This is a genomic window from Bradyrhizobium sp. CIR18 (assembly GCF_014198295.1).
Taxonomy (GTDB): domain Bacteria; phylum Pseudomonadota; class Alphaproteobacteria; order Rhizobiales; family Xanthobacteraceae; genus Bradyrhizobium.
Genome location: NZ_JACIHF010000010.1, coordinates 105,701 through 132,014 on the forward strand (window position 1 = coordinate 105,701; position 26,314 = coordinate 132,014).

Annotated in this window: 28 protein-coding genes; 8 read left to right on the plus strand and 20 right to left on the minus strand. The window is 64.2% G+C overall.

All coding sequences use genetic code 11. The features are described 5' to 3' along the window. Positions 1–17: 17 nt before the first annotated feature. Both GGD65_RS27185 and GGD65_RS27190 read right to left on the minus strand, forming a co-directional pair. Positions 18–596, minus strand: coding sequence for a hypothetical protein (locus tag GGD65_RS27185; RefSeq protein ID WP_183237184.1), 579 nt, complete (start codon positions 594–596; stop codon positions 18–20). 229 nt (positions 597–825) lie between these two features. Next, positions 826–2,448, minus strand: a complete 1,623-nt coding sequence (locus tag GGD65_RS27190) for a peptide chain release factor 3 (protein ID WP_018317611.1) — start codon at positions 2,446–2,448, stop codon at positions 826–828. Between the two features lie 166 nt (positions 2,449–2,614). Between GGD65_RS27190 and sugE the strand changes: the two genes are divergently transcribed. Further along, complete coding sequence (gene sugE / locus GGD65_RS27195) at positions 2,615–2,929, plus strand: quaternary ammonium compound efflux SMR transporter SugE (protein WP_018317612.1); 315 nt, start codon at positions 2,615–2,617, stop codon at positions 2,927–2,929. On the opposite strand, the gene GGD65_RS27200 is transcribed toward sugE, so the two are convergent. The 7 genes from GGD65_RS27200 to GGD65_RS27230 all read right to left on the minus strand — a co-directional run bounded on the left by GGD65_RS27200 (position 2,922) and on the right by GGD65_RS27230 (position 9,422). Then, on the minus strand, positions 2,922–3,929 hold the full coding sequence (locus GGD65_RS27200; RefSeq protein WP_092252770.1) for an inorganic phosphate transporter: 1,008 nt from the start codon (positions 3,927–3,929) through the stop codon (positions 2,922–2,924). The genes sugE and GGD65_RS27200 overlap by 8 nt on opposite strands. Positions 3,930–3,940: 11 nt before the next feature. Then, positions 3,941–4,585, minus strand: coding sequence for a DUF47 domain-containing protein (locus GGD65_RS27205; protein WP_018317614.1), 645 nt, complete (start codon positions 4,583–4,585; stop codon positions 3,941–3,943). A gap of 156 nt (positions 4,586–4,741) precedes the next feature. Beyond that, on the minus strand, positions 4,742–5,710 hold the full coding sequence (locus GGD65_RS27210; RefSeq protein ID WP_092252768.1) for a branched-chain amino acid ABC transporter permease: 969 nt from the start codon (positions 5,708–5,710) through the stop codon (positions 4,742–4,744). Position 5,711: 1 nt separating this feature from the next. Further along, on the minus strand, positions 5,712–6,575 hold the full coding sequence (locus GGD65_RS27215) for a branched-chain amino acid ABC transporter permease (protein ID WP_018317616.1): 864 nt from the start codon (positions 6,573–6,575) through the stop codon (positions 5,712–5,714). 76 nt (positions 6,576–6,651) lie between these two features. Continuing rightward, on the minus strand, positions 6,652–7,872 hold the full coding sequence (locus GGD65_RS27220) for an ABC transporter substrate-binding protein (protein ID WP_179730720.1): 1,221 nt from the start codon (positions 7,870–7,872) through the stop codon (positions 6,652–6,654). A 55-nt stretch (positions 7,873–7,927) separates the two neighbouring features. Continuing rightward, positions 7,928–8,674: an ABC transporter ATP-binding protein gene (locus GGD65_RS27225; RefSeq protein WP_018317618.1), complete on the minus strand. Its 747-nt coding sequence runs from the start codon at positions 8,672–8,674 to the stop codon at positions 7,928–7,930. Continuing rightward, positions 8,667–9,422: an ABC transporter ATP-binding protein gene (locus GGD65_RS27230; RefSeq protein WP_018317619.1), complete on the minus strand. Its 756-nt coding sequence runs from the start codon at positions 9,420–9,422 to the stop codon at positions 8,667–8,669. Before GGD65_RS27230 ends, GGD65_RS27225 begins: the two co-directional genes overlap by 8 nt. 355 nt (positions 9,423–9,777) lie before the next feature. On the opposite strand from GGD65_RS27230, the gene GGD65_RS27235 reads away from it, so the two are divergent. Further along, positions 9,778–10,425: a hypothetical protein gene (locus GGD65_RS27235; RefSeq protein WP_179730721.1), complete on the plus strand. Its 648-nt coding sequence runs from the start codon at positions 9,778–9,780 to the stop codon at positions 10,423–10,425. 3 nt (positions 10,426–10,428) lie between these two features. Here the strand turns inward: GGD65_RS27235 and GGD65_RS27240 are convergent, their stop codons facing one another. After that, positions 10,429–10,788 (minus strand): ArsC family reductase, encoded by a 360-nt coding sequence (locus GGD65_RS27240; protein ID WP_183237185.1) that lies wholly within the window; start codon positions 10,786–10,788, stop codon positions 10,429–10,431. A gap of 104 nt (positions 10,789–10,892) precedes the next feature. On the opposite strand from GGD65_RS27240, the gene GGD65_RS27245 reads away from it, so the two are divergent. The 3 genes from GGD65_RS27245 to GGD65_RS27255 all read left to right on the plus strand — a co-directional run bounded on the left by GGD65_RS27245 (position 10,893) and on the right by GGD65_RS27255 (position 12,897). Next, positions 10,893–11,264: a tRNA-binding protein gene (locus GGD65_RS27245; RefSeq protein WP_183237186.1), complete on the plus strand. Its 372-nt coding sequence runs from the start codon at positions 10,893–10,895 to the stop codon at positions 11,262–11,264. 214 nt (positions 11,265–11,478) lie between these two features. Beyond that, a complete protein-coding gene (locus GGD65_RS27250; RefSeq protein ID WP_179730724.1) occupies positions 11,479–12,111 on the plus strand; it encodes a TetR/AcrR family transcriptional regulator in 633 nt (210 codons plus the stop codon). A gap of 3 nt (positions 12,112–12,114) precedes the next feature. Continuing rightward, on the plus strand, positions 12,115–12,897 hold the full coding sequence (locus tag GGD65_RS27255; RefSeq protein WP_183237187.1) for a sulfite exporter TauE/SafE family protein: 783 nt from the start codon (positions 12,115–12,117) through the stop codon (positions 12,895–12,897). A gap of 2 nt (positions 12,898–12,899) precedes the next feature. Here the strand turns inward: GGD65_RS27255 and GGD65_RS27260 are convergent, their stop codons facing one another. The 3 genes from GGD65_RS27260 to GGD65_RS27270 form a co-directional block, all read right to left on the minus strand. Beyond that, positions 12,900–13,604 carry a glutathione S-transferase family protein gene (locus GGD65_RS27260; RefSeq protein ID WP_183237188.1) on the minus strand — a complete coding sequence of 235 codons (705 nt, stop codon included), beginning with the start codon at positions 13,602–13,604 and terminating at the stop codon, positions 12,900–12,902. Positions 13,605–13,729: 125 nt separating this feature from the next. After that, positions 13,730–13,876: a hypothetical protein gene (locus GGD65_RS27265; RefSeq protein ID WP_018317626.1), complete on the minus strand. Its 147-nt coding sequence runs from the start codon at positions 13,874–13,876 to the stop codon at positions 13,730–13,732. A 369-nt stretch (positions 13,877–14,245) separates the two neighbouring features. Beyond that, on the minus strand, positions 14,246–14,911 hold the full coding sequence (locus GGD65_RS27270) for a DUF429 domain-containing protein (protein ID WP_183237189.1): 666 nt from the start codon (positions 14,909–14,911) through the stop codon (positions 14,246–14,248). Positions 14,912–16,084: 1,173 nt separating this feature from the next. On the opposite strand from GGD65_RS27270, the gene GGD65_RS27275 reads away from it, so the two are divergent. Beyond that, a complete protein-coding gene (locus GGD65_RS27275; protein WP_183237190.1) occupies positions 16,085–17,410 on the plus strand; it encodes a TROVE domain-containing protein in 1,326 nt (441 codons plus the stop codon). Between the two features lie 116 nt (positions 17,411–17,526). Next, a complete protein-coding gene (locus GGD65_RS27280) occupies positions 17,527–18,867 on the plus strand; it encodes an RtcB family protein (RefSeq protein ID WP_183237191.1) in 1,341 nt (446 codons plus the stop codon). Positions 18,868–18,941: 74 nt separating this feature from the next. Here the strand turns inward: GGD65_RS27280 and GGD65_RS27285 are convergent, their stop codons facing one another. The 7 genes from GGD65_RS27285 to GGD65_RS27315 all read right to left on the minus strand — a co-directional run bounded on the left by GGD65_RS27285 (position 18,942) and on the right by GGD65_RS27315 (position 25,687). After that, complete coding sequence (locus tag GGD65_RS27285; protein ID WP_092252748.1) at positions 18,942–19,463, minus strand: RNA polymerase sigma factor; 522 nt, start codon at positions 19,461–19,463, stop codon at positions 18,942–18,944. Then, entirely contained in the window at positions 19,460–19,669 is a 210-nt protein-coding gene (locus GGD65_RS27290; protein WP_092252746.1) for a DUF2892 domain-containing protein, read from the minus strand. The genes GGD65_RS27285 and GGD65_RS27290 overlap by 4 nt, the downstream gene beginning before the upstream one ends. Before the next feature lie 96 nt (positions 19,670–19,765). Then, positions 19,766–20,950 (minus strand): serine hydrolase, encoded by a 1,185-nt coding sequence (locus GGD65_RS27295; RefSeq protein ID WP_183237192.1) that lies wholly within the window; start codon positions 20,948–20,950, stop codon positions 19,766–19,768. Between the two features lie 66 nt (positions 20,951–21,016). After that, complete coding sequence (locus GGD65_RS27300; RefSeq protein ID WP_183237193.1) at positions 21,017–21,709, minus strand: GNAT family N-acetyltransferase; 693 nt, start codon at positions 21,707–21,709, stop codon at positions 21,017–21,019. A 4-nt stretch (positions 21,710–21,713) separates the two neighbouring features. Beyond that, positions 21,714–22,061, minus strand: a complete 348-nt coding sequence (locus GGD65_RS27305) for a Lin0512 family protein (RefSeq protein WP_092253069.1) — start codon at positions 22,059–22,061, stop codon at positions 21,714–21,716. A gap of 48 nt (positions 22,062–22,109) precedes the next feature. Next, positions 22,110–23,912, minus strand: a complete 1,803-nt coding sequence (locus GGD65_RS27310; protein ID WP_183237194.1) for a chloride channel protein — start codon at positions 23,910–23,912, stop codon at positions 22,110–22,112. Positions 23,913–24,031: 119 nt separating this feature from the next. Beyond that, a complete protein-coding gene (locus GGD65_RS27315) occupies positions 24,032–25,687 on the minus strand; it encodes an acetolactate synthase large subunit (protein WP_183237195.1) in 1,656 nt (551 codons plus the stop codon). Between the two features lie 204 nt (positions 25,688–25,891). On the opposite strand from GGD65_RS27315, the gene GGD65_RS27320 reads away from it, so the two are divergent. Further along, on the plus strand, positions 25,892–26,257 hold the full coding sequence (locus tag GGD65_RS27320; RefSeq protein WP_018317635.1) for an MmcQ/YjbR family DNA-binding protein: 366 nt from the start codon (positions 25,892–25,894) through the stop codon (positions 26,255–26,257). Positions 26,258–26,314: the final 57 nt, after the last annotated feature.

The window sequence follows — 26,314 nt, forward strand, 5'->3', positions numbered from 1 at the left end:
TGCTCGCAACTCGTGCGCTACTGGCCGATCTGCCGATTGTCGACATATCGGATCGCGATCGGCCGCCCGGCCAGGGCACCGGCGAGTCCGCCAGTGAATTTCAGCGGCAGGCAGGCGTTCAGCGAGGCGTTGATCGCCTTCAGATAGGTCGCGCGGGTGTCGGCCGGAACGCCGGTGGTTGCGAATGTCAGGCGCGGCGGACCGATCAGGCCGCCCGCCTTGTTGAAACTGAAACGCACCGACATCTGCATGCCCGCGCGCGCACCGTTTGATGGCGGCGACCAGCAGGTGCGTAGCTCGGCGAAGAGATCGCCGATCGTGTCGAGATCGTGATCCGGCTTCCGATACTTGGCGCGATCGGCTTCGGAGGGCACGCTCTCGATCGTCAGCTGAAGATTTTGCCCATAGGGATAGTCGATCTCGGGAATGCAGGGGCCGGGCTCGAGGGGACTGCAATAGGACGGCGTGCAGGGCCGATAGTCGAGCACGCTGCACGGCTCGTGCGCAAACGGGATTGGATTGATCTGGCGTCGCTGCGCGTCGGCGGCGATCGTCGAGATCGTCAGCAGGAGAAAAACAAGGAAGCCGCGCCACATGGAGTAAGCTCGCAATGACACCGGAAAAGGTGGCATTGTCCATGAATGCGTCAAGTCCGCGCGCGTTCACATGCGCGCGTTCAACACCGGGGTCGTCGTCCGGCTTGACCGGGCGACCCAGTACTCCGTGACGGCGGTGATGGAATCGAGAGGCTGCGGCGTACTGGATTCCCCGCCTTCGCGGGGAATGACAGCGGAGGGCGCCTGCAAAGCTGGCGGAGCGCCCACCCTACCCCTTCTTCTTGACGTCCTTGACGTTGGTGAATTCGATGCCCTCGGCGCGTTCTTTGGTGTAGCCGAGATAGAATTCGTTCCGCGCCAGATACACGGGATCGCCGTCGACGTCGTCGGCGATGCTGGAGGTGTTGGCGGCGATGAAGGTGTCGAGCTTCTTGCGGTCCTCCGAGGAGACCCAGCGCGCGAGCTGGAATTCGCTGACCTCGAACTCGACCGGCAGTGAATATTCCGCCTCCAGCCGTGCCTTCAGCACGTCGAGCTGGAGCGCGCCGACGACACCCACCAGCGCCGGCGCTCCGTCGCGCGGGCGGAACACCTGCACCACGCCCTCTTCCGACATCTGCTGCAGCGCTTCCTTCAGCTTCTTGGCCTTCATTGCGTCGGTGAGACGGACGCGGCGGACGATTTCCGGCGCGAAACTCGGCACGCCGACGAAGTTGAAATCCTCGCCCTCGGTCAGCGTGTCGCCGATGCGCAGCGTGCCGTGATTGGGAATGCCGACGACGTCGCCGGCGAAGGCTTCATCCGCGACCGAACGGTCCTGGGCGAAGAAGAATTGCGGGCTCGACAGCGGCATGCTCTTGCCGGTGCGCACCAGCTTGGCCTTCATGCCGCGGCTGAGCTTGCCCGAGCAGAGACGCGCAAACGCGATGCGGTCGCGGTGGTTGGGATCCATGTTGGCCTGGATCTTGAACACGAAGGCGCTCATGCGCGGATCGGTGGCCTCGACCTTGCGCTGGTCGCTGTCCTGCGCGCGCGGCTCGGGCGCGAACTTGCCGAGGCCTTCCAGCAGGTCGCCGACGCCGAAATTGCGCAGCGCGCTGCCGAAATAGACCGGCGTCAGATGGCCCTCGCGGAACGCGTCGAGCTCGAACGGTTTTGACGCTTCGGTGACGAGCTCGAGCTCGTCCTTGACCGCGGAGACATCGAGATTGGCATTGAGCTTGGCGAGCTCGGCGATCTCGATCTGCTGCGCCGCGCCGGTCTTGGCACCGCCGCCTTCGAGCAGGCGCACGCCGCCATTGGCGACGTCGTAAGTGCCGAGGAAGTCGCGGCCGCGGCCGACCGGCCAGGTCATCGGCGTGGTGTCGAGCGCCAGCGTCTTCTCGATCTCGTCGAGCAGCTCGAACACGTCGCGGCTCTCGCGATCCATCTTGTTGATGAAGGTGATGATCGGGATATCACGAAGACGACACACCTCGAACAGCTTTCGGGTGCGCGCCTCGATGCCCTTGGCGGCGTCGATCACCATCACGGCGGAATCGACCGCGGTCAGCGTGCGATAGGTGTCTTCCGAAAAGTCCTCGTGGCCCGGCGTGTCCAGCAGGTTGAACACGAGCCCTTCGAACTCGAAGGTCATCACCGAGGTCACGACAGAGATACCGCGCTCGCGCTCGATCTTCATCCAGTCCGAGCGCGTGTTGCGCCGCTCGCCCTTGGCCTTGACCTGGCCGGCCAGGTTGATGGCGCCGCCGAACAGCAGCAGCTTTTCGGTCAGCGTGGTCTTGCCGGCGTCGGGATGGGAGATGATCGCAAACGTGCGCCGCCGCGCCACTTCAGCGGCAAGCGGGGAACGGGCCGGCGATTCGGCTGTGGTGGTGGCGATGTCGGACATGGCGGGAGCGTGTGGCAGGGAAAACGGGCCTGATCAAGCCTCATTTGGTGATTGCGGAGCCTTCCGGCCAGCCCCATATCGGCCTTGGCCATACTGGCCTTGGGGGGAGGACGGCCTCCCCGCCCATCAGCCGCGGGGACGACCCTGCCTTGAAGGGAGGGTCGTCATGGCCTGGAGCATCCTGTTCGTCGCGGGTCTTCTCGAGATCACCTGGGCGATCGGCCTGAAATACACCGAGGGTTTTAGCAGACTTGTTCCGTCCGTCGTCACGCTCGCGGCCATGGCGGGCAGCGTCATCCTGCTCGGCCTCGCCCTCAAATCGCTGCCCGTCGGAACCGCCTATGCGGTGTGGACCGGCATCGGCGCGGTCGGCACCGCAACGCTGGGCATTGTCCTGTTCGGGGAGCCGGCCACCGCCCTTCGTCTTGCCAGCATCGCCCTGATCGTCGCCGGGATCGTCGGGCTGAAGCTGGTTACTTGACAAAGATCTTGACCGCCCACCAGGTCAGCGCCGCCACGATGGCCGAGGCCGGGATCGTGATCACCCAGGCGTAGACGATCGAGCTGGCAACGTTCCAGCGCACCGCCGAGACGCGGCGGGCGGCGCCGACGCCGACGATGGCGCCGGTGATGGTGTGCGTGGTGGAGACCGGAACCCCGAGATAGGTCGCCATGAACAAAGTCGCGGCCCCGCCGGTCTCGGCGCAAAAGCCCTGCATGGGAGTCAATTTGGTGATGCGCAGGCCCATGGTGCGGACGATGCGCCAGCCGCCCATCAGCGTGCCCAGCGCCATCGCCGCCTGGCAGGACAGCACCACCCAGAACGGCACCGAGAAGTCGCTGCCGAGATGGCCCTGCGAATAGAGCAGCACCGCGATGATGCCCATGGTCTTCTGCGCGTCGTTGCCGCCATGGCCGAGCGAATAGAGCGAGGCGGAGGCGAATTGCAGGATGCGGAAGGCGCGATCGACCGCGAACGGCGTCGAGCGCACCGAGGCCCAGGACACGATCGCCACCAGCATCATCGCGAGCAGGAAGCCGATCAGCGGCGACAGCACGATCGCCAGCACCGTCTTGCTCAATCCGCTCCACACCGCAGCCGAGATCCCGGCTTTGGCCATGCCGCCGCCGACGAGCCCGCCGATCAGCGCATGCGACGACGAGGACGGGATGCCGAGCGCCCAGGTCACGAGGTTCCAGACGATGGCGCCGACCAGGGCCGCGAAGATCACCTGGGCATCGACGATCGAGGGATCGATGATACCGGTGCCGATGGTCTGGGCGACGTGCAGGCCGAACACCATGAAGGCGACGAAATTGAAGAACGCGGCCCAGAACACCGCGAATTGCGGCCGCAGCACGCGGGTCGAGACGATGGTCGCGATCGAATTGGCGGCGTCGTGCAGGCCGTTCAGGAAATCGAACAGCAGCGCGACGGCGATCAAGCCGACCAGGACGGGAAGACCCAACGCGGCATCCACAGCGGCCTGCCCTAAACTTGCTCGATGACGATGCTGTTGATCTCGTTCGCGACGTCGTCGAAGCGATCCGCCACCTTCTCGAGGTGGTCGTAGATCTCGACGCCGACGATGAAGTCCATCGCATTGCCGTCGCGATGCTTGAGGAACAGCTCCTTCAGGCCGATGTCGTGGAGATCGTCGACGCGGCCCTCGAGCTTGCCGAGCTCCTCCGTGATCGCGGTCAGCATGGCGACGTTCGGGCCGATCGACTGCATGAGCGGCAGCGCGCGGCCGACCAGATTGGCGCACTCGATCAGAAGCCCGCCGATCTCGCGCATGGGCGGCTCGAAGGTGCGGACCTCGAACAGCATCACCGCCTTGGCGGTCTGCTGCATCTGGTCGATGGCGTCGTCCATCGACGTGATCAGGTTCTTGATGTCGCCGCGGTCGAACGGGGTGATGAAGGTGCGGCGCACCGCCGTCAGCACCTCGCGGGTGATGTTGTCGGCATCATTCTCGAACTGGTTGACGCGCTGGCAATAGACCGGCGTCTCCTCGCCCCCGTTCAGCATGCCCTGGAGCGCGATGGAGCCCTGGATCACCGTCTGGGCATGCCGGTCGAACAGGTCAAAGAACCGTTCTTCCTTGGGCAGGAAAGCACGAAACCATCGCATCATGGGGGTAGGCTACCGGTTGGAAATGGCCCGGCCCTGTCAGGCCGTCATGAAACTGTCATAGACCATTTTCGATCCGCGCGCGTGTCATCTCACGCCCGCGGAGCCGGATCATCCACCGCTTTCAAGCGGCCGGCAAACCGATTTCAAATCAACCAGTTAGAGCGATCTCCGGAAGTAATGCGCGATTTCGCCGATGACGCCGCGGCGGAAGGTGAGCACGCAGACCACGAAGATCGAGCCCTGGATCACCGTCACCCATTGGCCGAAGCCGGCGAGATATTGCTGCATGGCGATGATCGCGAAGGCACCGACCACGGGGCCGAAGATGGTTCCGAGGCCGCCAACCAGCGTCATCAGCACGACCTCGCCCGACATCGACCAATGGACGTCGGTGAGCGAGGCGTTCTGCGCCACAAAGACCTTCAGCGCACCGGCAAAACCGGCCAGCGTTCCCGACAGCACGAAGGCCAGGAACTTGTACTGGTCGGTGCGGTAGCCCAGCGAAATCGCGCGCTGCTCGTTCTCCCGGATCGACTTCAGCACCTCGCCGAACGGCGAGTTGATGATGCGGTAGATCAACAGGAAGCCGGCAAGGAACCCGACCAGCACGACGTAATAGAGCACCGTCGGCTTGGAGAGATCGAAGACGCCGAACATGCGTCCCTGCGGGATGCCCTGGATGCCGTCCTCACCGTGGGTGAACGGGGCCTGGAGGTAGATGAAGTACAGGAGTTGTGACAGAGCCAGGGTGATCATCGAGAAATAGATGCCCTGGCGGCGGATCGAGATGTAGCCGGTGATGATCGAGAGCACGAAAGCCGCGGCGATGCCGACGAGGATGCCGAGCTCAGGCGGCAACGCCCACACTTTCAGCGCATGCGCGCAGCAATAGCCGGCGGTCCCCAGGAACATGGCGTGGCCGAACGACAGCAGGCCGCCATAGCCGACCAGCAGATTGAAGGCGCAGGCGAGCAGCGCAAAGCACAGCGCCTGCATCACGAAGAACGGGTAGACGCCCGTGAATGGTACCGACGCCAGCAGCAGCGCCATCACTACGAAAGCGATCATCTCGTCGCGCATCGCGCGAGGGGTCACCGGCAGCGTGTCGTCCGTCAGGGTTGTCATATCAGGCCGCCCTTCCCGTCAATCCCGTTGGCTTCACCAAGAGCACCAGCACCATCAGCACGAACACGACGGTGTTGGAGGCCTCGGGATAGAAATACTTGGTCAGACCCTCGATCACGCCGAGCGCGAAGCCGGTGATGATGGAGCCCATGATCGAACCCATGCCGCCGATCACGACCACCGCGAACACCACGATAATCAGGTCGGCGCCCATCAGCGGTCGCACCTGGTTGATCGGCGCCGACAGCACGCCCGCGAGCGCGGCAAGGCCGACGCCGAGGCCATAGGTCAGCGTGATCATGCGCGGCACGTTGATGCCGAAGGCGCGCACCAGCGTCGGATTTTCGGTGGCGGCGCGCAGGTAAGCGCCGAGCTGGGTCTTCTCGATCAGGAACCATGTCGCCAGACATACGACCAGCGAGAACACGACCACCCAGCCGCGATAGATCGGCAAGAACATGAAGCCCAGATTCATGCCGCCCTTGAGCTGGTCCGGAATGGCGTAAGGCAGACCGGAGGAGCCGAAATAGTTCTGGAACACGCCCTGCACGATCAGCGCGATGCCGAAGGTCAGGAGCAGGCCGTAGAGATGGTCGAGCCCGGTCAGCCATTGCAGCATGGTCCTTTCCAGGATCATGCCGAAGATGCCGACGATCACGGGTGCGATCAGCAGTGCCCACCAGTAGTTGATGCCACCGAGGCTCAACAGGAAATAGGCAACGAAGGCGCCCATCATGTAGAGCGCGCCATGGGCGAAATTGATGATGTTGAGCATGCCGAAAATCACGGCAAGCCCGAGACTGAGCAGCGCGTAGAACGAGCCGTTGATCAATCCCACCAGTAGCTGAGCGTATAGAGCCTGCATCGATCCCGCACCCGGTCCCTTCTCGTCGTTCCCCAAGAGCAAGCCGGCGCCGTTGCGCCGGCTCGCATCGTCACACTTACTTCTTCACGAGCGGACAGACGCTCTCGGACAGCGGCCGGAACGCCTGATCCGCGGCCGTCGTGCCGATCAGCTTGTAATAGTCCCAGGGCCCTTTGGATTCCTCGGGCTTCTTGACCTCGAACAGATAGGCGGGATGCAGCTTGCGACCGTCCCCGCGGATCGTCCCCTTGCCGAACAGCGGATCGTCCGTCGGCATCTCCTTCATCTTGGCGACCACCTTGGCCCCGTCATGCGGATTGCCGCCCATCGCCTCCAGCGCCTTGAAATAGTGCAGCAGACCCGAGTAGACGCCGGCCTGCACCATCGAGGGCATCGCCTTGTTCTTCATGCGCTCGGAGAAGCGCTTGGAGAACGCGCGCGTACCGTCGTTCATGTCCCAATAGAAGGTCTCGGTGAAGTTCAGGCCCTGCGCCACCTTCAGACCGAGCGAGTGCACGTCGGTGATGAAGAGCAGCAGGCCCGCAAGCTTCTGGCCGCCCGAGACGATGCCGAACTCCGCCGCCTGCTTGATGGTGTTGGTGGTGTCGCCGCCGGCATTCGCCATGCCGATGATCTTGGCTTTGGAGGCCTGCGCCTGAAGCAGGAACGACGAGAAGTCGGCAGTATTCAGGGGATGCTTGACATTGCCGATCACCTTGCCGCCCGACTTCACCACAACCGCGGCGGTGTCGCGTTCGAGGGCATGGCCAAAGGCGTAGTCCGCGGTGAGAAAATACCATGTGTCGCCGCCCGCCTTCACCAGCGCCTGCCCGGTACTGTTGGCCAGCATATAGGTATCATAGACCCAGTGGATCGTGTTCGGTGAGCATTGCGCGTTGGTGAGATCCGACGTCGCCGCACCCGTGTCGATCAGGATCGAATTCTTCTCCTTGACGACATTGTTGACCGCCAGCGCAACGCCGGAGTTCAGGACATCCATGAAGATGTCGACCTTCTCGACGTCGATCCATTGCCGAGCAATCGTGGAGCCGATGTCGGGCTTGTTCTGATGGTCGGCGGAGATCAGGTCGAGCTTCCAGCCCTTGGCAGCGAGCCCGGAATCCTCGATCGCCATCTGTGCGGCGACGGTCGAGCCAGAGCCACCGAGATCGGCATAGAGTCCCGAATTGTCGGTCAGCACGCCGATCTTGATGTTCTTGTCCTGCGCAACCGCGCCACCTGCCGCGCCGAGCGCCAGGGCCGTCCCGAGCAACATTGCCGAAATGCTGTGCTTCATAATCCGCCTCCCAATATTCCTTTGATAGTTACTCTTGCACGTCCGGTCTGCTCGGCTACACACCGAGATAGGTGTGGAGCTTGTCCATGTTGGCGGCAAGATCCGCATTGGAAAATCCGTCAATGATCTTGCCGTGCTCGACCACGTAGTAACGGTCGGCGACGGTGGATGCGAAGCGGAAATTCTGCTCGACCAGGAGGATCGTGAAACCCTCCTTCTTGAGCCGCGCAATGGTGTGGCCGATCTGCTGGATGATGACCGGCGCAAGGCCCTCGGTCGGCTCGTCCAGCATCAGGAAGCTCGCACCGGTGCGCAGGATGCGCGCGATCGCGAGCATTTGCTGCTCGCCACCGGACAGCTTGGTGCCCTGGCTGTTGAGCCGCTCCTTCAGGTTCGGAAACAGCTCGAAGATCTGATCGAGCGGCAGCCCGCCTTCGCGGACCACCGGCGGCAGCATCAAATTCTCCCGCACGTCGAGACTGGAGAATATGCCCCGCTCTTCCGGGCAGAATGCGATGCCCATGCGCGCGATCTTGTCGGAGGTCGCGCGGATGATCTCCTGGTTGTTGAACTTCACCGAGCCGGTACGCTTGCCGATGATGCCCATGATCGACTTCAGCGTGGTCGTCTTGCCGGCGCCGTTACGCCCGAGCAGGGTGACGACCTCGCCCGCGTTCACGTCGAAGTTGATCCCGTGCAGGATGTGAGACTCGCCGTACCAGGCTTCCAGGTTGCGGATTTGAAGGATGTTTCCGCCGGTCGCAGCCTTGGCCGGAGCCTCGGCGATCGCAGTGTCAGGCATGACCGGCTCCCAGATAGGCTTCCTTGACGCGCTCGTCCTTGGTGAGCTCCGAGTAATGGCCCTGCGCGAGCACCTGGCCGCGCGTCAGCACGGTGATGATGTCGGACAGGTTGGCCACGACGCTTAAATTATGCTCCACCATCAGGATGGTGTATTTCGCCGAGATGCGCTTGATCAGCGCCGCGATCTTGTCGATGTCCTCGTGGCCCATGCCGGCCATCGGCTCGTCCAGCAGCATCATCTCCGGGTCGAGCGCGAGCGTGGTTGCGATCTCCAGTGCACGCTTGCGCCCGTAGGGCATCTCGACCGCGGGCGTGTTGGCAAACTCGTTCAGGCCGACATCGTTCAACAATTCGCGCGCGCGATCGTTGAAACGGTTGAGCACCGACTTGGAGCGCCAGAAATCGAACGAAGAGCCGTGCTGGCGCTGAAGCGCGACACGGACGTTTTCCAGCGCCGTGAGATGCGGAAACACCGCCGAAATCTGGAACGAGCGAACCAGCCCCATGCGGGCCACGTCGGCCGGCGCCATCGCGGTGATGTCCTGCCCCTTGTAGAGGATTTTTCCGGCGGACGGTTTCAGGAACTTGGTCAGAAGATTGAAGCAGGTCGTCTTGCCGGCCCCGTTCGGGCCGATCAACGCATGAATGCTCCCACGGCGAACCTTGAGCGCAACGTCGCGGACGGCGAAGAAGCCCGCGAACTCCTTGGTCAAGCCTTCCGTTTCGAGAATAAACTCATCGGCCAAACAGATTTCCCCCTGCCCGCGCGAGCCGCGTGGCTATCCTTGTTGCTTCGGCTTTCCGGGGGCCTTGGAGCCTATCCTTGGAGCCCATCCGGAACGCCGCCTCCGGGCGCGGAATATGCCGGAGGTGACGGGGGTTAGGCAAGGCGGAAAGCTGAGCAGATCAGGTCTCCGGCTGGGATACAAATGCTCCCTTAGTCGGAGATGTTTTGATGTCGTGCCTGCCCGGCCTCCCGGTTCGCAAGGCACCGGTCATCAAGCCGTCGTTAACGGTCTTTCGTCCGGCACGCCAGCCTTCATAGAAAATTTTCCCGCACACGGCATCATGTGCGGGTTTTGACGTTCCGGGATTATCGTTTTGGATTTCGCCAGCGCCGCTCCGTCCGTCGTCAAGTCGATCAGGCAGCGTGATCTCCTGAACACGTGGCTGCGACTTTACGCGAGCCAGCAGATCGCGCCGGCGGTTTGGGAATATCAGCCTGCGCGGCTCGAGGAAGAGCTGTCCGATCTCATCTATTATACGGTGGACGCTTCGACGCCGGCGCCACGCCTCACCATCCAAAGCGAAGGCACGCGCATCTCCCGTGCTTATGGGCATACCGGCAAGGGTGTTCTGCTCGACGATTATCTCGGGCCGCGGCTCGCCCCCTTCGTGATGCCAGTTTACTATGAATGCGTGGCACGCGGGCTTCCCGTCTACAGCGTTGCCGATGTCGACGACATCTACGGACGCATCGTCGCGTATGAACGGCTGCTGCTGCCTTTCCAGACCGGCGGCCAAGTCTGCCACGTCATCGCCTCGGTCAAGACCTTCTGCGAGGACGGCGGCTTTGAGATCAAGAATCTGATGCGCGGAAATGACGCGCTGCCGCGCCCGAAACTGCGCGCCGTGATCGATCGCGATCTCTTCCATCGCGCGCCTGGCCGCATCGCGACGGCCGACGTGGTCGAATTCGCGGACCAGCCGGCTCCCGGCGTCACCAACGAGATCATCGAGCTGAACTAATCTCTAACGCGTCTTGGCGCCGACTTCCTTGGCATAGATGTCCGGCTTGAAGCCGACCAGCAGCTTGCCGCCGATTTCCAGCACCGGCCGCTTGATCATCGATGGTTGCGCTAGCATCAGCGCCAGCGCCTTCTTCTCGGTGACGCCTTCCTTGTCGGAATCGGGCAGTTTCTTGAATGTCGTGCCGGCGCGATTGAGCAGCGTCTCCCAGCCGACCTTGTCGCTCCACTGCTTGAGCTTGTCCTTCTCGACGCCCGCCGCCTTGTAGTCGTGGAATTCATACGCGACGCCATGGGTATCGAGCCAGGCGCGCGCCTTCTTCATGGTGTCGCAGTTCTTGATGCCGTAGATGGTGTTGGGCAAGATGTTCCTCGCGCATGGCGTATCGTGATGTTCGCAGCGTTGTACGAAACTCCGCTTCGCGCGACAATATTGCGAACGAAGCCAACTCTCCGAACGGACACTTTATGCACGTCACTCACGATCCCGCAGCCACCGCCACGCCGACCATCGACTTCAACAGCTTCCTCGCGGTCGATATCCGTGTCGGGACCATCGTCGAGGCAAAACCGTTTCCGGAAGCGCGCAAGCCGGCCTTTCGACTGTGGATCGACTTCGGCCCGGTGATCGGCGTGCGGAAGAGCTCGGCCCAGATCACCGAAAACCATCCGCTCGAGACTTTGGTGGGACAACAGGTCGCGGCCGTCGTCAATTTCCCGCCGCGCCAGATCGGACCCGTCATCTCGGAGGTGCTGACGCTCGGCTTCCCCGATGCCGACGGCAAGGTCGTGCTGGTGCAGCCGAGCAGGCCAGTGCCGAACGGCGGACGGCTGTTCTAGCCGGGCGCGATCGAGTGCAGCGTCGCCTCTGTCGACGCATTCGCAACGGACATCATCTCCTCCTTCCCGGCCCGAGACCGGCCAGACTTGACCAAAATCCTCTTCTACAATAAAAATGACTGACTGATCGTTTTTTATCGCGATCGGTTGGTTCTCGGCCCAATATGGATCGAGGATAAAACGATCGACCTGTCAGTTATTTAAGGACGGCGAGATGCCCAAGATCAGCGACAAGCAGCGCGAAAGCCGGCGGCAGCAAATTCTCGAAGCTGCCCTCGCCTGCTTCTCCGAAGACGGTTTTCACCAGACCGGCATGGCCGACATCGTGAAACGGTCCGGACTGAGCCACGGCGCGGTCTATCTCTACTTCCAGAGCAAGGACGATCTGATCGAGGCGCTCGCCGACGACCGGCATCGCCGCGAAGCCGTGCTCAATTCGGTCGCGCAAGGATCCGGCGATCCGATCGAAGGGCTTCACGCGCTGATCCGCGTTTACGCGCAATGGCTGACCGACCCCGCCGGCGAAGCGCGCCGCCGTGTCGGCATTCACGGCTGGGCCGAAGCCCTGCGCAACCGCCGCGTCCGCGCCAGCGTCGTCGAGGGCATCGACATGCCGCGCGCCTTGATCGTGGCGCTGATCGAGCGCGGCCAGCATGACGGCCTGATCAGACGCGACCTCGGTGCGGAAGCGATCGCACGCGTGCTGATCGCGATCTTCCAGGGTTTTGTGCTGCAAAAATGCTGGGGCGACGCATTCGACGTCGAGGCCTGCATGGCGGCCGTGGCCGGGGTGATCGACGGCTTTCGCACGACCAGGCCCGACATCAAGCGGCGAACCAGGACGTAAGCGATGTCAGGGATCCACGACCTGCTTGCTGGCGCCGGCGTCGGCCTGATCAGCGGCCTGGCATCGGGCTTCACGGGGACGAGCCCGGGGGGCGGGCTCGTGATCTTCAGCGTGCTGCTGCTCGGCGCGGAACAACACGTCGCACAAGGGACGTCACTGATCACACAGGTCCCGCCGACGGGCCTTGCCGGCGCGCGCCGCTATTGGCAGAGCGGCAATCGCAGCCCCTTGCCGTGGATTATCTGGATCGGCATCGGATTTCTCGTCGGCGGCGCTGGTGGCGGCTACGCCGCGGCGGCGGTTTCCGACCAGGTCTTGCAATGGACTTATGTCGTCTATCTCCTCGCGCTGATCGTCCTGCTGATCCTGCGTCGCGATCGCAAGGACGGCGGCCGTGAGCCCGGCGACCAGGACCAACTGCCCCGGTTACCGCTGCTGCTCATCGGCCTGCTTGCCGGATTTTCCTCCGGCTTCATGGGCATCGGCGGCGGCCTTGCAATCACCGTCGGCCTTGCTGCAGGCCTGCGCGTGCCGCAGCATCAGGCGCAGCTTGTCAGCCTCGTCTTCTCGATCCTCCCGACCAACCTTCCAGCGGCCTGGATCTACTGGAGCAAGGGCCTGCTGGTCGGATGGCCGGCCATCACAGGCATTCTGGCCGGCCTCTGGATCGGCACCGATCTCGGCGCACGCCTGGCCAATGGCGTCAGCAAATCGGTGCTGCGCCGGGTCATGATCGCCTTCGTCTCCCTGATGGCGCTCTACATGACCCACAAGGCGCTAACCTGATCTTACGGCCGCGGCGGAATGTTCAGCCCGCGCTGCACCGCCGGACGCGCGAGGCCGCGTTCGAGCCAGGTACCGACCGATTTGAACTGGGTGAATTCGACGAGATCGCCGGCACCGTAGAAGCCGATGAGATTGCGCACCCAGCCGAGCATCGAGATGTCGGCGATGGTGTAGTCGTCATCCATGAACCATTGCCGCCCCGAAAGATGCGTCTCCATCACGCCGAGCAGGCGCTTGGCCTCGGCGACGTAGCGCTCACGGGGCCGCTTGTCCTCAAAATCCTTGCCGGCGAATTTATGGAAGAAGCCGACCTGGCCGAACATCGGTCCGATGCCGCCCATCTGGAAGTGCACCCACTGGATGGTCTGGTAGCGGCGCGCGGCATCCTCGGGCAGCAGCTTGCCTGTCTTCTCGGCGAGGTATTGCAGGATCGCCCCGGACTCGAACAGCGGCAGCGGCCTGCCGCCCGGACCATTGGGATCGAGGATCGCCGGGATCTTGCCGTTCGGATTGAGCGAGAGGAATTCAGCCGTCTTCTGATCGTCCTTGCCGAAATCGACGAGATGGACCTCGTAGGGAAGTCCGATCTCCTCCAGCATGATCGAGACCTTGACGCCGTTCGGCGTCGGCAGCGAATAGAGCTGAAGCAGTTCGGGATGCTTGGCCGGCCAGCGTTTGGTGATGGGAAAGGCGGACAGATCAGACATCGGCACTCCGGCTGCGTTGGTGAGATGCCGCCTAATCTAGGCGAGCAAGCGAACGGCGCAAGGCCAGCCGATTATCTGGAAGATCAGGGGAAGGCGTGGATTAGCAATTGACGCCCTTGAAGGGACTAGAGCGGCAGCGTCGCGATCTTGACGACCGGCGTCATGGTTTCATGCTGCAGTCGATACTGGATGAACCATTGACCCGTGATCAGCAGCGCAGCCGTGAAGGCAATCGCGAGGGTCGCGGTCGCCCATTGGCAGACATCGTGCATGGTATTTGTCCCTCAACTCCTGTGGCTTAAACGCCCGCTGACATGCCGTGTTCCAACTCGGCAGGAAAATTTTGCCGGTTTTTCCCGTTTTCTCAGACGAGACGTTGCGTTGTTTCGAGGGACCATCGAGCAACTTGCGCGTTGTGACGGGATGAACATTGAGAAGCGCGCCCTGCTCGATCACGCTCAGCGCTGTCGCCGCGTCGCGGACGATCTCGCCCATCGCGAAGCCGCACGAAGGCTGCGAGCAATGGCCGATGTGTACGAAGCGCGAGCAGCAAGGCTGGGCGATGAGGGTGGCTCCTTGAAGCCGAGCCGTTGTGATCGTGGTCACCTTGCCGGTACAAGCGATCGGCAGAGTTGATCTGGTCAGTAGTTGATCTCCATCCGCAGTCCGCGCGGATCGATCTCTTCGCCCCCGACACGCTGCGTGCTGTCACGCGCCGCCACCGCGCAGGCACAGGCGTCGATGAGATCGTCGCGACCGATGCCGGTACCGTGGCGAAGCGTCAGCCATCTTTCGACCTTGGTAAAACCCCGAGCTCTCAGCAGCGCGACGCGCTGCTCGCGGCCTTGCGCCGACGTCTTCGGTTCAAGCCGCACTCGCCCTGCGAGATTCCAGAACACCAATTCCGGATGCGCTTCGCCGATCGTCGACTGCCGTGCCGGAGTCATGATCTCATCGACGTCCCTGATCTTCTCCCTGATATTCCAGAGCTGCGCCGACACGCCCCTGCCCTTGCCTTCATGCGTCCAGTAGTGACGATTGGCCGCCGCCATATCGGGAAATGTCCAGAGATCGCGGCGCGCACCGAGAAACACGGCGGGGCCAATCAGCTCGCGCGCATGCAGGTCGCACAGGCGATAGCCGGCCGGATTCAATCCGATCGGCATGTCGATCATCGCGCGCGCATGCGGCAACGCGAGCAAGCGTATCAGGCCCGGCGAATAATCGAAGCCATGATTGTCGCGCTCGTCGATCCAGGCCGCGACCCAGCCGAAACGAAATCCGTCGAGGCCGAGATAGTTTGGCACGTCATCCGTCCGTCATTTTCATTTTTCCACGCGCGCGTCGCTTGACATCCGCAAGTTGCGGGCGTATGTCCCGCGCCCTCGCAGAACACTTCCGTTTGCGACAAGCACACCATGAACCGAGCGATGTCACACCGCTACGAAAGAATTGTCCGCATGCCGAATAGCTCAAAGCTATTCGACGTCGCATGCCCGGCTCATGGGAGCGATCTTGCCTGACCGCAAGATCGACAGTCCGCTTCTCACGGACCCTCCCGAGCCTGCCGCTCCGGAGGGTTTTTTATTGCTCGCCGCGCGGCCCAACCGAACATCCCGGCAATCGCCGGAACGAGAGACCCGGATCTCGGGGCTCGCGCTGGAGAGGCGCGCGCCCAAGCGCGCGGGGCCTCCCGGAGGGAACGAGGCGATGAGCCGGACACCGATGGCAGAGCGAACCCTGATGGTTCGCAACATGCGGCGCGTCGACAGCGCCGCGATAGAATTTTTGTAGTTCGGTTTGCCGCTGTCGTCGCGGCTCAACCGACGCTGGTGGTGAAGATCTCGGATACTTCTCCACACGGCAAAGCGGGTATGCCTCCCGCCTTTGACACACGCACCGGGATGCGGCCTCGGAAAAGGTTCGCACGCGGCCCGGCGCAGGATCCGTTCGCAAGAAGGGTCCTGTGTTGTCGTCACTGAAAGCCGAGATCGCCCGTTCCCCAGCGTACCCATCAACGGCCGACGCGAGAGCGTCGGCCTGGCGGTGGTGAAGATGTCTGTTACTTCGGACCGCGCAGGTTCGACTCCTGCAAGAGCAAGGGGCGGATCGCCCGCAAGGGCAGCAACAGCATCGCTCGTTCCCCGCCAAACCATCACGGTCCGTGGTGAAGATTTCTGTTACTTCGCCTATCACGCGAGAGGTCGCGGGTTCGAATCCCGCCCGGTGTACGATGCACCGGTAGCTCAGTGGCCAGAGCGCTTTCCGGCGGGCTTTCGCTCGCCGGGTCACAGAATCGCCTGTTCCCGGATCGTGTCCCTTCGTCGCCACCGCCGGTGGTGAAGAGCGCTGTTACTTCGCGGTCGGAGGTTCGAGCCCTCCCGGACATCAGTCCGTAGCTCAGTTGGTAGAGCACGTTCAGCCTCGCTTGTTCCCCGGCACCCGCTTCCATTCCATCATCAACCCAAGAGGAGGCCGTCATGGTCAGGCTCAACAAGATCGTTCGCGCCTTCACGCGTCAGCGCGTCCGTGCCGTGCGCTTCACGCCCGAGATGGAGCTGAAGCGCGCGCTGATGAACTGCCTCCTGTGGGAGGACCAGTTCTACGAGGACGGCGTCGCGATCGCCGATCGTATCAGGGCCCTGGTGCCGAAGGTTGCTCCGGCGCGCGTGGCACAGCTTGCAATCGAGGCGCGCGAGGTGATGAAGCTGCGGCACGCGCCGCTGCTCGTCATCCGGGAGATGGCGCGGAGCGAGAAGCACCGCGCCCTCGTGGCCGACACACTTCACCGGGTGATCCAGCGTCCCGACGAGATGACGGAGCTGCTTGCGATCTACTGGGCGGATGCGCTCGGCCCTCAGCAGCAGCGCAAGCGTCAGCCGGTCTCGGCGCAGGTCAAGAAGGGCCTTGCCCGCGCGCTGACCAAGTTCGACGCGTACCAGCTCGCCAAGTGGGACCGCGACGGCGCGGTGCGGATCAGGGACGTGCTGTTCCTGGTGCACGCCAAGCCGAAGGACGCCGACCAGGCCAAGGTGTGGAAGCAGCTCGTCGATGGCGAGCTCGCCTCCCCCGACACCTGGGAGGTTTCGCTCTCGGCCGGCAAGAACAAGCGCGAGACCTTCGAGCGGTTGATCGCCGAGCGCAAGCTCGGCGGGCTGGCGCTCATGCGCAATCTGCGGCTGATGCAGAACGCGCAGGTCCCGCGCGAGACCATCGCAGGCGCGATCGACGCGATGCGGACGGATCGCATCCTTCCCTATCGCTTCATCACGGCGGCGCGCTATGCGCCGGACTTCGAGCCCGAGCTCGAGGCTGCGATGCTCAAGTCGGTCAAGGATCATGTGCGGCTCCCGGGCCGCACCCGGCTCCTGATCGACGTGTCGGGCTCGATGTTCGCGACGCTCTCCGCGCAGTCGGATATGACGCGCGCGGAGGCGGCGTGCGGCCTGGCCATCCTCGCCCGCGAGATCTGCGACGAGGTCGAGATCTTCACCTTCTCCGACAGGGTGGTGAAGGTCCCTCCCCGCCGCGGCTTCACGCTTCGAGATGCGATCATCAACTCGCAGCCGCATAGCGGAACCTGGCTCGGCAAGGCGGTGGCGGAGATCGACCGCAAGGGCGATCGCCTCATCGTCTTCACCGACGAGCAGAGCCACGACCAGGTGCCCGAGCCCAGGGCGCGCGGCACCATCGTGAACGTGGCCTCGTATCAGCACGGTGTCGGTCACGGCGCCTGGACCCGCGTCAACGGCTTCTCTGAGGCCGTGGTCGCGTGGATCGCGGCGTCGGAAACGGCGTTGAACTGATGCGCAACGACAACGGCCCCGGACGCAGGGTACTGCGCCCGGGGTTTTCAAAATCTCTGAAATGATCCGTCCGCCCGGCTATGGTGCGTGCGGAATGCAAAGCAGGACACACGACCATGCGACGATCCGATCCCTACATGGAACGCGCCCGCGAGCTTTGCCTCGCCGCCGGCATCGATCCCGACTCGCGCGTCGGCGAAGGACGCGGCCAGCCGGCCTGGTGCTTGTACAAGGACGCCGCTCGCAAGGAGCATCTTGCCCGCGAGGCCAATGCGACCGCGAACTCGATCGCCGAGTTCCGGATGCAGGACGCCCGCTTCCAGAATGCGCCGCTGAAGGTTTTCGGCCCGCACGAGGACGCGACGATCGCGCAGATGCGCAACTGCATGGCGGTCGGCAACGTCGTATCCGGCGTGATCTGCGCCGACGGCCATCTCGGCTACGCCCAGCCGGTCGGCGGTGTCATCGCCTATGAGAAGCAGATCAGCATCTCCGGCGTCGGCTTCGACATCGGCTGCGGCAACATGGCCGCCCGGCTCGACACGCGCTTCGACGACATTGCTGGCCTCGTCCCCACGATCATCCGCGACGTCGCCAAGGTGATCTCGTTCGGGGTCGGCCGCGCCAATGCCGAGCGGGCCGAGCACGACCTGTTCGACGACGCAGATGCCTGGCGCGAAAGCGGCATGGAGGCCTACCGTCAGAAGGCGGTGAGTCAGCTCGGCACGGTCGGATCGGGCAACCACTATGTCGACCTCATGCGCGACGAGGAAGGCTTTGTCTGGATCGGCGTCCACTTCGGAAGCCGCGGTCTCGGGCACACCTCCGCGACGCGCTACCTCAAGGCCGCCGGGGGCAAGGACGGTATGAACGTCCCGCCCGCGGTCGTCGACGAGGATTCCGAGCTCGGCCGCCGCTACATCGCGGCGATGCAGCTCGCCGGGCGTTATGCCTATGCGGGCCGCGAGTGGGTCGTCGAGCGCGTCCGCCAGATCATCGGCGGCAGCGTGACCGAGAGCGTGCACAACCACCACAACTATGCCTGGCGTGAGACCCACGACGGCAAGGATCTGTGGGTGGTGCGCAAGGGCGCGACGCCGGCGTTTCCCGGCCAGAAGGGATTCGTCGGTGGCTCCATGGGCGACGACGCCGTCATTCTCGAAGGCGTCGACAGTCCGGAAGCCAAGGCTTCGCTCTATTCGACCGTGCACGGCGCCGGCCGCCTGTTCGGACGCAAGGAGGCGAAGCGGCGCTTCTCGCGCGCGGAGATGGACCATTGGCTCAACGAGCGCGGCGTCACCTTGATCGGTGCCGACCTCGACGAGAGCCCGATGGCCTATCGCCGCCTGCCGGACGTGCTGGCGCAACACGCCGGCACCGTGCGCGTGCTGCACACTCTGCGGCCGTTCGCCGTCGCCATGGCCGGCGAAGGCGAGTTCGATCCGTGGAAGGACTGACGCAAGCAGCGGGCGGGAGGCACCACCTCCCGCCCCCATCATTCGATTCTCCTCCTCCGGTATTCACTCATGTCTCATCTCGTCAGATACTCGCGCATCAAGGCGCGGGCGCGGTGCAGTCGCGCCTTCACAGTCTGCCGGGACGCGCCGAGCGCGGTGGAGATTTCGTCGATGGTCATTTCCTTGACGTCGCGCATCAGGGCGACATCGCGGTAGTGCGGCGGCAGCGCCTCGAACGCCGCGGCCACATCGAGCCGCAGATCGGCTTCGGGGCGAGCCAGCAGCAGCGCCTCCGCCTCGCCGTCGTCGATGGCGGCGACGACACCGGCCCGACGCGCCAGCCGCAGGCATTCGCGGCGAACGACGCTGAACAGCCAGGCCGAAAACGCCAGCAGCGAGCGGATCGTGCCGACATGGCGGAACAGGATCCACAGCGCCTCCTGCGTCGCATCCTCGGCATCCGCCGAGCTGCGACAGGTGGCGCGCGCGTAGCGGCGGATATCCGGCTGCGCCGTCTCGAGCAGCGAGGCGATCGCGTGGGGATCGCCGAGCCGAGCGGCTTCGAACAGGTTTGGCGAGATCGCAGCCGCACTCACGAGACGCCCCCTCGCCCGATCCCCGCCATCGCGCACATCGGGCAATAGCCGACGAAGCCGGTCAGCGCGAAGCCGGCGCCGCCCAGCGCGACCAGCCACGCCGTCGTACCCGCCAGAGAGACGAATGCCGCGACCATCACCGCGACGCCCAAGGCGATCCGCACTGCCTGATGCAGGCCGCCGATGTTCTTCCTGTAAAACGCCATCTCATCCTCCGAGTTAGGCCGAGGCAAAATGCCTCGACCACTAAGAGGACGCCCCGGCCGAAAAGGATTCGCGGGCGCGTGCAATTTTTTCGCGGGTCAGCCTCCGACGGCCAGATAGGCCAGGCGCTTGAACTCGAAGAAGTATGGATTCCAGAAGCCCATGTAACGCTGGGCCATCAGGACTCCCGCGGTATTGGCCTCAGGGCAGATCCACCAATGGGTGCCGGCGAGCCCGCCCCACTGGAATTCCCCGGTGGAGTTCGGCGGATCGAACGGCGTCGGCGCGAAGGTGACGGCGCCGCCGAGGCCAAAGCCCTTGCCCGGGATCGGACCGAGATTGGCGAAGCGGATGGTCTGCCCTGCCGGGAGCTGGTTCGTCATCATCTGCCGCAGCGTCTCCGGCTTCAGCAGCGCATCCGAACCGGGCAGCAGCGCGCGGACCAGTGCGAGCATGTCTGGCAGGGTCGAGACCAGACCACCACCGCCCGAGAGCCGCGGGAACGGCCGCCGATAGGCTTGCGGAAACGGCAGATTGTCGGCCCGCGTGAGGCCGGGCTTCATCGGATCGAGCACATCAGCGCCATTGTAGAGCGCAACCAGCCTGCCCTGCTGCGCTTCCGGAACATGGAAGCCGGTATCGGTCATGCCGAGCGGATCGAAGATGCGCGCCTTCAGAAAAGCGTCGAGCGCCTGGCCGGAGACGACCTCCACGATACGGCCGAGCACGTCGGTGGCCACCGAATATTCCCAGGACGTCCCCGGGTGATAGGACAGCGGCAGGCTGGCGAGCTGGTCGATCATGTCGGCGAGCGGCGTCAGCGGATTGAGCACGCGCGCCTCATTGTAGGCTTTGAACAGCACCGTGCCGGGATCGAAGATGCCATAGCTGAGGCCGGAGGTGTGGGTCAGGAGCTGGCGGATCGTGATCGGGTTCTTCGCCGGCTCGACATCGGCAAGGCTCGAAGCGTCCGGCTTCAGCACCTTGCGACCAGCGAGCTGCGGCAGGAATTTCTCGATCGGCTCGTCGAGCCCGATGCGGCCCTCCTCGACCAGCAGCATGATCGCGCAAGTGACGAAGATCTTGGTGTTGGAGAACGCGCGGAAGATATGGTCGGGACGAAGCGCGGACTTGGCTTCGCGGTCGGCAAAGCCGACGCATTGCTGGTCGACCACCTCGCCCCCGCGCAGCACGGCCCAGGATGCGCCCGGAATGATCTCCTGATCGACGTAGCGCTGCATCGCCGTCCGTGCGGCGGAAAATTCCGTAACCTTGGCGTCCATGAGTCTCCCCCAATTGTGGTTCGGACGGATATAGCGCGCTTTCGCGGGAAATGAAGGCCGCAGCGCCTATTGCTGCTTCATGAACGCGGTGACGTGCAAGCAGCGCCGGATGCGCATGCCCTGCCGCTGGTACAGCGCGATCGCCGACACGTTGCTGGAAAACACGTGCAGGAACGGAATTTCCCCGCGCGCCTCGATCCCGCGGGCGACGGCCGCAAGCAGCGCCTGCGCATAGCCGCGGCCGCGATAGTCGGGATGCACGCACACGGCCGTCATTTCCACGAACTTACCCGGCTTCATGCGCTCGCCCGTCATCGCGACCAATTGGTCCCCGGCGCGGATGCCGAGGAACGTGCCGAGCTCATGGGTCCGCCGCGCGAACGGACCGGGCTTCGTCAGCTCCGTCAGCGCCATCATCGCGGGAACGTCGTTGGCACCCAGAGTGACGATCTCGGCATCGCGGAGCGGACTGTCGGCGGGCGAGCCAATCATCTGCTCGCAGGGCCCGGCGATCACGACCTTGAAACCGGCGGGTACGTCGACAGGATCCGGCGTGAATAATGCGGCGACCTGCGAGCCCGACAGCAGATCGCGGAGCGCGGCAAAGCTCGCCGCGGACATGTCGACCATGTCGGCGAACGGCGTCATGTCGACGGGATAGCGCAGCGCCCGCGGGCCGCCTTCGGCCAGATGCTTGTGGCTGGTCGTCAGCGCGCTCCAGATCGGACGATCCAGCAGCGCCTCATCGCTCTCTGACACCGGCCTAGTCCTTGTCGAAGCTGACGATGACAGCAGCATTGGCGATGAGGATGGGATCGTTGGCCACTTCGGTCGCCGATGGAATCTCCAACCCGCCCTTGACGGCGGTGACGGTCACGGTGCCGTAAGGAAGCTCCTTGGCCACAGCCTCCTTGTCGACGGCTTCCGGATTGGGCACCGCGATCGTGACATCGACGAACATGTCGTTCGCAGTCTTGCCGATCATCCGGAAGAAGCCGAGGCTCGAATGCCTGATGGCATCCGCCACCGCGCGCCTGGCCGCCTTGGTGGCGTCCCGGCCGTGGACATCGACGCCCATACCCATTTCGGTGACGCAGCGAACACGAGTCATGTTCATTCCCATCAGTGCTGGAGTTCTAGAGGCCCGACCTTCCGCGATCTACGCCTCCGGCACAAGCGCCTTTTCGCGCAGGAAATATGCGTTGCGGTCCTCCTCCTGCGCGTTCACGACCGCGCGAATTCGCAGCAAATCCTTGCGCGCAACCAGGCCCACCACGCGATGAGTGCTGCGTTCGACCACCGGCAGGCGCCCGAGATCGGAGGCGACCATGAGATCGGCGACACGCCCCAGCACGTCGTCGGGATGCGCCATCAAGGCCGATGAGTCCGAGACCACGTCGTCCAGCGTTGCGGCCTGATGATCGCCCTCGGTGCGCCAGCGCAGCACATCGGCGCGCGTGACCATGCCGGCCAGCCGTCCATCGGCGGTGACGACGGGATAGGATTTGTGACGGCGCTGGTCCGAGGTGAAGAAAGCGACCGCTTCGTCGATGGGCATGTCGACCGGCAGCGTGTCGACATCAGTGACCATGACATCGGCGGCGCGGAGCAGCTCGAACGGATCGATCGCGTATTCGCGCGTGATATGCTGGCCGCGGCGCGCGATCTTCTCGGTCAGGATCGAGCGCTTCAGCAGCAGCACAGTGACGGCATGCGCTGCGCCGGTCGCCGCCAGCAGCGGCAGCAACATGTCGATATTGCCGGTCAGCTCGATGGCGAACATCACGCCTGTCAGCGGCGAGCGCATCGTGCCGCCCATCATCGCGGCCATGCCGACCAGCGCCCAGAATGACGCGCCACCGGGCAGCGCCAGCCCCTCCATCCAGCCGGCCGTGCCGCCGAGGATCAGCAGCGGCGCCAGCACGCCGCCCGACGTGCCTGAGCCGAGCGCAATCACCCAGACCGCGGACTTCACCAGCAGCAGCCGGATCGCCTCATCGCGCGCCATGTGGCCGGACAAGAGATCGGCGATGACGTCGTAGCCGACGCCAAGCGCGCGCGGATCGACGAGGCCGCCGAGGCCGACAATCAGACCGCCAAGCATCGGCCACCACATCCAGTGCACCGGCAAGCGGTCGAACAGGTCTTCGATCGCGTAGAGCAGCCGCGTCATCAGCCCGGATTGCAGGCCGGCGACGATGCCGACGCCGATCGCTGCCGCCAGCCCCCACCACGGCAGGTCTGGCCGCTCGGCAAACGGAAACAAGGGTCCCGTCCCGAACAGCAGCGGCCGCCACGCCGCCGAGATCACCGCCCCGGTCACCACGGGCAGGAAGCTGCGCGGTTTCCATTCGAACAGCAGCAGTTCGATCGCGAGCAGGACGGCCGCGATCGGCGTGCCGAAGATCGCGGTCATGCCGGCGGCAGCCCCGGCAACCAGCAGGGTCTTGCGCTCGGCGGCGGTGAGATGAAAGCACTGGGCGAAGATCGACCCGATCGCGCCGCCGGTCATGATGATCGGCCCCTCGGCGCCGAACGGACCGCCGCTGCCGATCGACACCGCCGAGGACAGCGGCTTCAGGACCGCGACCTTCGGCTGTATGCGGCTGCCGCCGATCAGGATCGCCTCGATCGCCTCGGGGATACCGTGTCCCCGGATCTTCTCCGATCCGAAGCGCGCCATCAGCCCGATCACGAGACCACCGAGCGCCGGCGCCAGCACCATCCAGATCCCGGGACGGGCATTCGCCAGCGAAACGTTCTCGGTGCTGAAATGACCGAACCAGACCAGATTGGTGACGAGCACGATGAGCTTCAGCAGCACCCATGCGGCGCCCGCCCCGAGGCTGCCGACCAGCAGGGCCATGCCGATCAGGATCAATACGCGGCGGTCGGCGGTGAAGTCTCCGGGCTTGCCGCGAGGACGCGGGAGGCCGCCGGTGATGTCCAGGGTCTGGCGCATGGATAGCTCTTGTCGGGAGAATTTGACGGGAGGGTTCTTGGCGCCTGCCAATATATCGTGTCACGATATATATCAAGGAATGGCTGGTATGATCCTCCGGGCAAACGCCGGCCGGAGCGCTACCTCTCCCGCGCCCGCAGCTCGTCCACGAGCACCCGCACGTTCTCCGAATAGTCGATCGGGACCACGACCAGATGCACGCCGCCCTCTTTGAAAGCTGCATCCAGCGTCGGGACAAAGCTGTCGATGCTCTCGATCCGATGCCCCTTCGCCCCGTATGCCTTCGCGTAGAGGACGAAATCGGGATTGCCAAAGGTCATGCCGTAGTCGGCGAAATGGTCGACGGCCTGCTTCCAGCGGATCATGCCGTAGGCCTTGTCCTCCAGCACCAGCACGACGAGATTGAGCTTGAGGCGGACCGCAGTCTCCATTTCCTGGCTGTTCATCATGAAGCCGCCGTCGCCGGCGACCGCGAGCACGCGGCGGTCGGGATAGAGCATCGCGGCCATCATCGCAGACGGCAGCCCGGCGCCCATGGTCGCCAGCGCATTGTCGAGCAGCAGCGTGTTGGCGACGCGGGTGCGGTAGTTGCGCGCGAACCAGATCTTGTACATGCCGTTGTCCAGCGCGACGATGCCGTTCTCCGGTATCACCTGCCGGATGTCGTGTACGATCCGCTGCGGCGTCGGCGGCCAGCGCGCCTCGGTGGCGCGGTCGGCGATGTGGCCAAGAATCTGCTCACGCAACGGCAGCAGCGCCGCAGCCTGCGGCAGCTTGCCTTCGAGCCGGTCTGCGAGCAGCTCCAGGCTGGGGCCGACGTCGCCAATGACCTCCGCGTCGGGAAAATAGACCAGCTCGACGCTGGCCGATGTGTAGCTGACGTGAATGACCATCGGCCCTGACGGCCCCATGATGAAAGGCGGCTTCTCGACGGGGTCGTGACCGATCGCAATGATCAGGTCGGCGGCATCGATCGCGTCATGAACGTAGTCGCGTTCGGACAGCGCGGCGGTCCCCATGTAGAGATTGGTGCCACCGGGCACGGTGCCCTTGCCCATCTGCGTGGTGAAGAACGGAATGCCGGTCCGCCGCACGAAGCTCGCGATACCGTGGGTCGCGCGCGGCCGGCTGGTCGCAGCGCCCATCATGACCAGCGGATGTCTCGCCGACAGAATCATCTCGGCGGCACGGTCGAGCGCGGCGCGATGGGCGACCGGGATTTCGATCGGATGGACCGGGATCACGGGGACATCAGGCACTTCGTCACCCGCGATGTCCTCGGGCAATTCGAGATGCACCGGCCCCGGCCGCTCCTCCATCGCGACGCGAAAGGCATCGCGCACCACGGTCGGAATGCTGGAGGCGCTGACGATCTGCCGCGACAGTTTGGTCAGCGGCTTCATGGTCGCGACCACGTCCACAATCTGGAAGCGCGCCTGACGGCTGCTCATGATCGGCTTCTGGCCGGTGATCAGGATCATCGGCATCGCGCCGAGATGTGCATAGGCCGCGCCCGTTGACAGATTGAGCGCGCCGGGGCCGAGCGTCGAGAGGCAAACGCCGGGCTTGCCGGTCAACCGCCCATGCGTGGCCGCCATGAAGGCGGCGGCCTGCTCGTGACGGGTCAGGACCAGCTCGATCTTGGAGGTGCGGAGCGATTCCACGAGATCGAGATTCTCCTCGCCGGGAACGCCGAAGATGCGGTCGACGCCTTCGTTCTCAAGCGCCGCGACAAACAGATCCGATCCCTTCACCTTGCGCTCCTGTCCGCTCATGTCGCCTCCGCTTGTGCTCGCTCCCGTGTTCCACGGCAGTTGGCACATGGTAGCGGCCTGCGGCGCCGGCACAACTCACAAAGGGCGGCACACGGCATCAACTTCGCCATCACCGTGCGAACCGAGCGAAACAATCGAACGTCTCGCCGCGCGGCCGCCGGCACGCACGTTGCAAGCCGCGCGCAACCTGCTATCGCTCCGGCAATGACACCCAAATCCTTCGAAACCCGCTGCCTGCGCCTGCCCGCCGTCACCAAGGTGGTGCAGTGGGAGGGCACCTCCGTCTTCAAGGTCGGCGGCAAGATGTTCGCGCTCGGCGGCGGCTTTGCTGCGCGCTCCGGCGGCTACATGTTCAAGACCGCGAACATGGCCTACGCCATGCTGATCGAGCACGGCCTGGCCCGGCCTGCGCCGTATTTGGCGCGCGCCAAATGGGTGCAACTCGTCAGCAACAACGCCCTACCCGATGCTGAGCTCACTCTGTATCTGGCGCAGGCGCACGCGCTGATCGCGGCAAAGCTGACGCGGAAGGCACGCAAGGAACTCGGCCTCGCCTCACCAGGGCAATGATGACCATTCCCGCGTGCAGCACACGGATCGCTCGCGGCGACATTGAGCTTTCATTGT

What these genes read in the sequence shown, in the direction of transcription:
- GGD65_RS27185 (WP_183237184.1), bottom strand. Translation starts at nt 596, where the DNA reads ATGTGGCGCGGCTTCCTTGTTTTTCTCCTGCTGACGATCTCGACGATC.
- GGD65_RS27190 (WP_018317611.1), bottom strand. Translation starts at nt 2,448, where the DNA reads ATGTCCGACATCGCCACCACCACAGCCGAATCGCCGGCCCGTTCCCCG.
- sugE (WP_018317612.1), top strand. Translation starts at nt 2,615, where the DNA reads ATGGCCTGGAGCATCCTGTTCGTCGCGGGTCTTCTCGAGATCACCTGG.
- GGD65_RS27205 (WP_018317614.1), bottom strand. Translation starts at nt 4,585, where the DNA reads ATGATGCGATGGTTTCGTGCTTTCCTGCCCAAGGAAGAACGGTTCTTT.
- GGD65_RS27210 (WP_092252768.1), bottom strand. Translation starts at nt 5,710, where the DNA reads ATGACAACCCTGACGGACGACACGCTGCCGGTGACCCCTCGCGCGATG.
- GGD65_RS27215 (WP_018317616.1), bottom strand. Translation starts at nt 6,575, where the DNA reads ATGCAGGCTCTATACGCTCAGCTACTGGTGGGATTGATCAACGGCTCG.
- GGD65_RS27220 (WP_179730720.1), bottom strand. Translation starts at nt 7,872, where the DNA reads ATGAAGCACAGCATTTCGGCAATGTTGCTCGGGACGGCCCTGGCGCTC.
- GGD65_RS27225 (WP_018317618.1), bottom strand. Translation starts at nt 8,674, where the DNA reads ATGCCTGACACTGCGATCGCCGAGGCTCCGGCCAAGGCTGCGACCGGC.
- GGD65_RS27245 (WP_183237186.1), top strand. Translation starts at nt 10,893, where the DNA reads ATGCACGTCACTCACGATCCCGCAGCCACCGCCACGCCGACCATCGAC.
- GGD65_RS27250 (WP_179730724.1), top strand. Translation starts at nt 11,479, where the DNA reads ATGCCCAAGATCAGCGACAAGCAGCGCGAAAGCCGGCGGCAGCAAATT.
- GGD65_RS27255 (WP_183237187.1), top strand. Translation starts at nt 12,115, where the DNA reads ATGTCAGGGATCCACGACCTGCTTGCTGGCGCCGGCGTCGGCCTGATC.
- GGD65_RS27260 (WP_183237188.1), bottom strand. Translation starts at nt 13,604, where the DNA reads ATGTCTGATCTGTCCGCCTTTCCCATCACCAAACGCTGGCCGGCCAAG.
- GGD65_RS27265 (WP_018317626.1), bottom strand. Translation starts at nt 13,876, where the DNA reads ATGCACGATGTCTGCCAATGGGCGACCGCGACCCTCGCGATTGCCTTC.
- GGD65_RS27275 (WP_183237190.1), top strand. Translation starts at nt 16,085, where the DNA reads ATGGTCAGGCTCAACAAGATCGTTCGCGCCTTCACGCGTCAGCGCGTC.
- GGD65_RS27280 (WP_183237191.1), top strand. Translation starts at nt 17,527, where the DNA reads ATGCGACGATCCGATCCCTACATGGAACGCGCCCGCGAGCTTTGCCTC.
- GGD65_RS27290 (WP_092252746.1), bottom strand. Translation starts at nt 19,669, where the DNA reads ATGGCGTTTTACAGGAAGAACATCGGCGGCCTGCATCAGGCAGTGCGG.
- GGD65_RS27295 (WP_183237192.1), bottom strand. Translation starts at nt 20,950, where the DNA reads ATGGACGCCAAGGTTACGGAATTTTCCGCCGCACGGACGGCGATGCAG.
- GGD65_RS27305 (WP_092253069.1), bottom strand. Translation starts at nt 22,061, where the DNA reads ATGACTCGTGTTCGCTGCGTCACCGAAATGGGTATGGGCGTCGATGTC.
- GGD65_RS27310 (WP_183237194.1), bottom strand. Translation starts at nt 23,912, where the DNA reads ATGCGCCAGACCCTGGACATCACCGGCGGCCTCCCGCGTCCTCGCGGC.
- GGD65_RS27315 (WP_183237195.1), bottom strand. Translation starts at nt 25,687, where the DNA reads ATGAGCGGACAGGAGCGCAAGGTGAAGGGATCGGATCTGTTTGTCGCG.
- GGD65_RS27320 (WP_018317635.1), top strand. Translation starts at nt 25,892, where the DNA reads ATGACACCCAAATCCTTCGAAACCCGCTGCCTGCGCCTGCCCGCCGTC.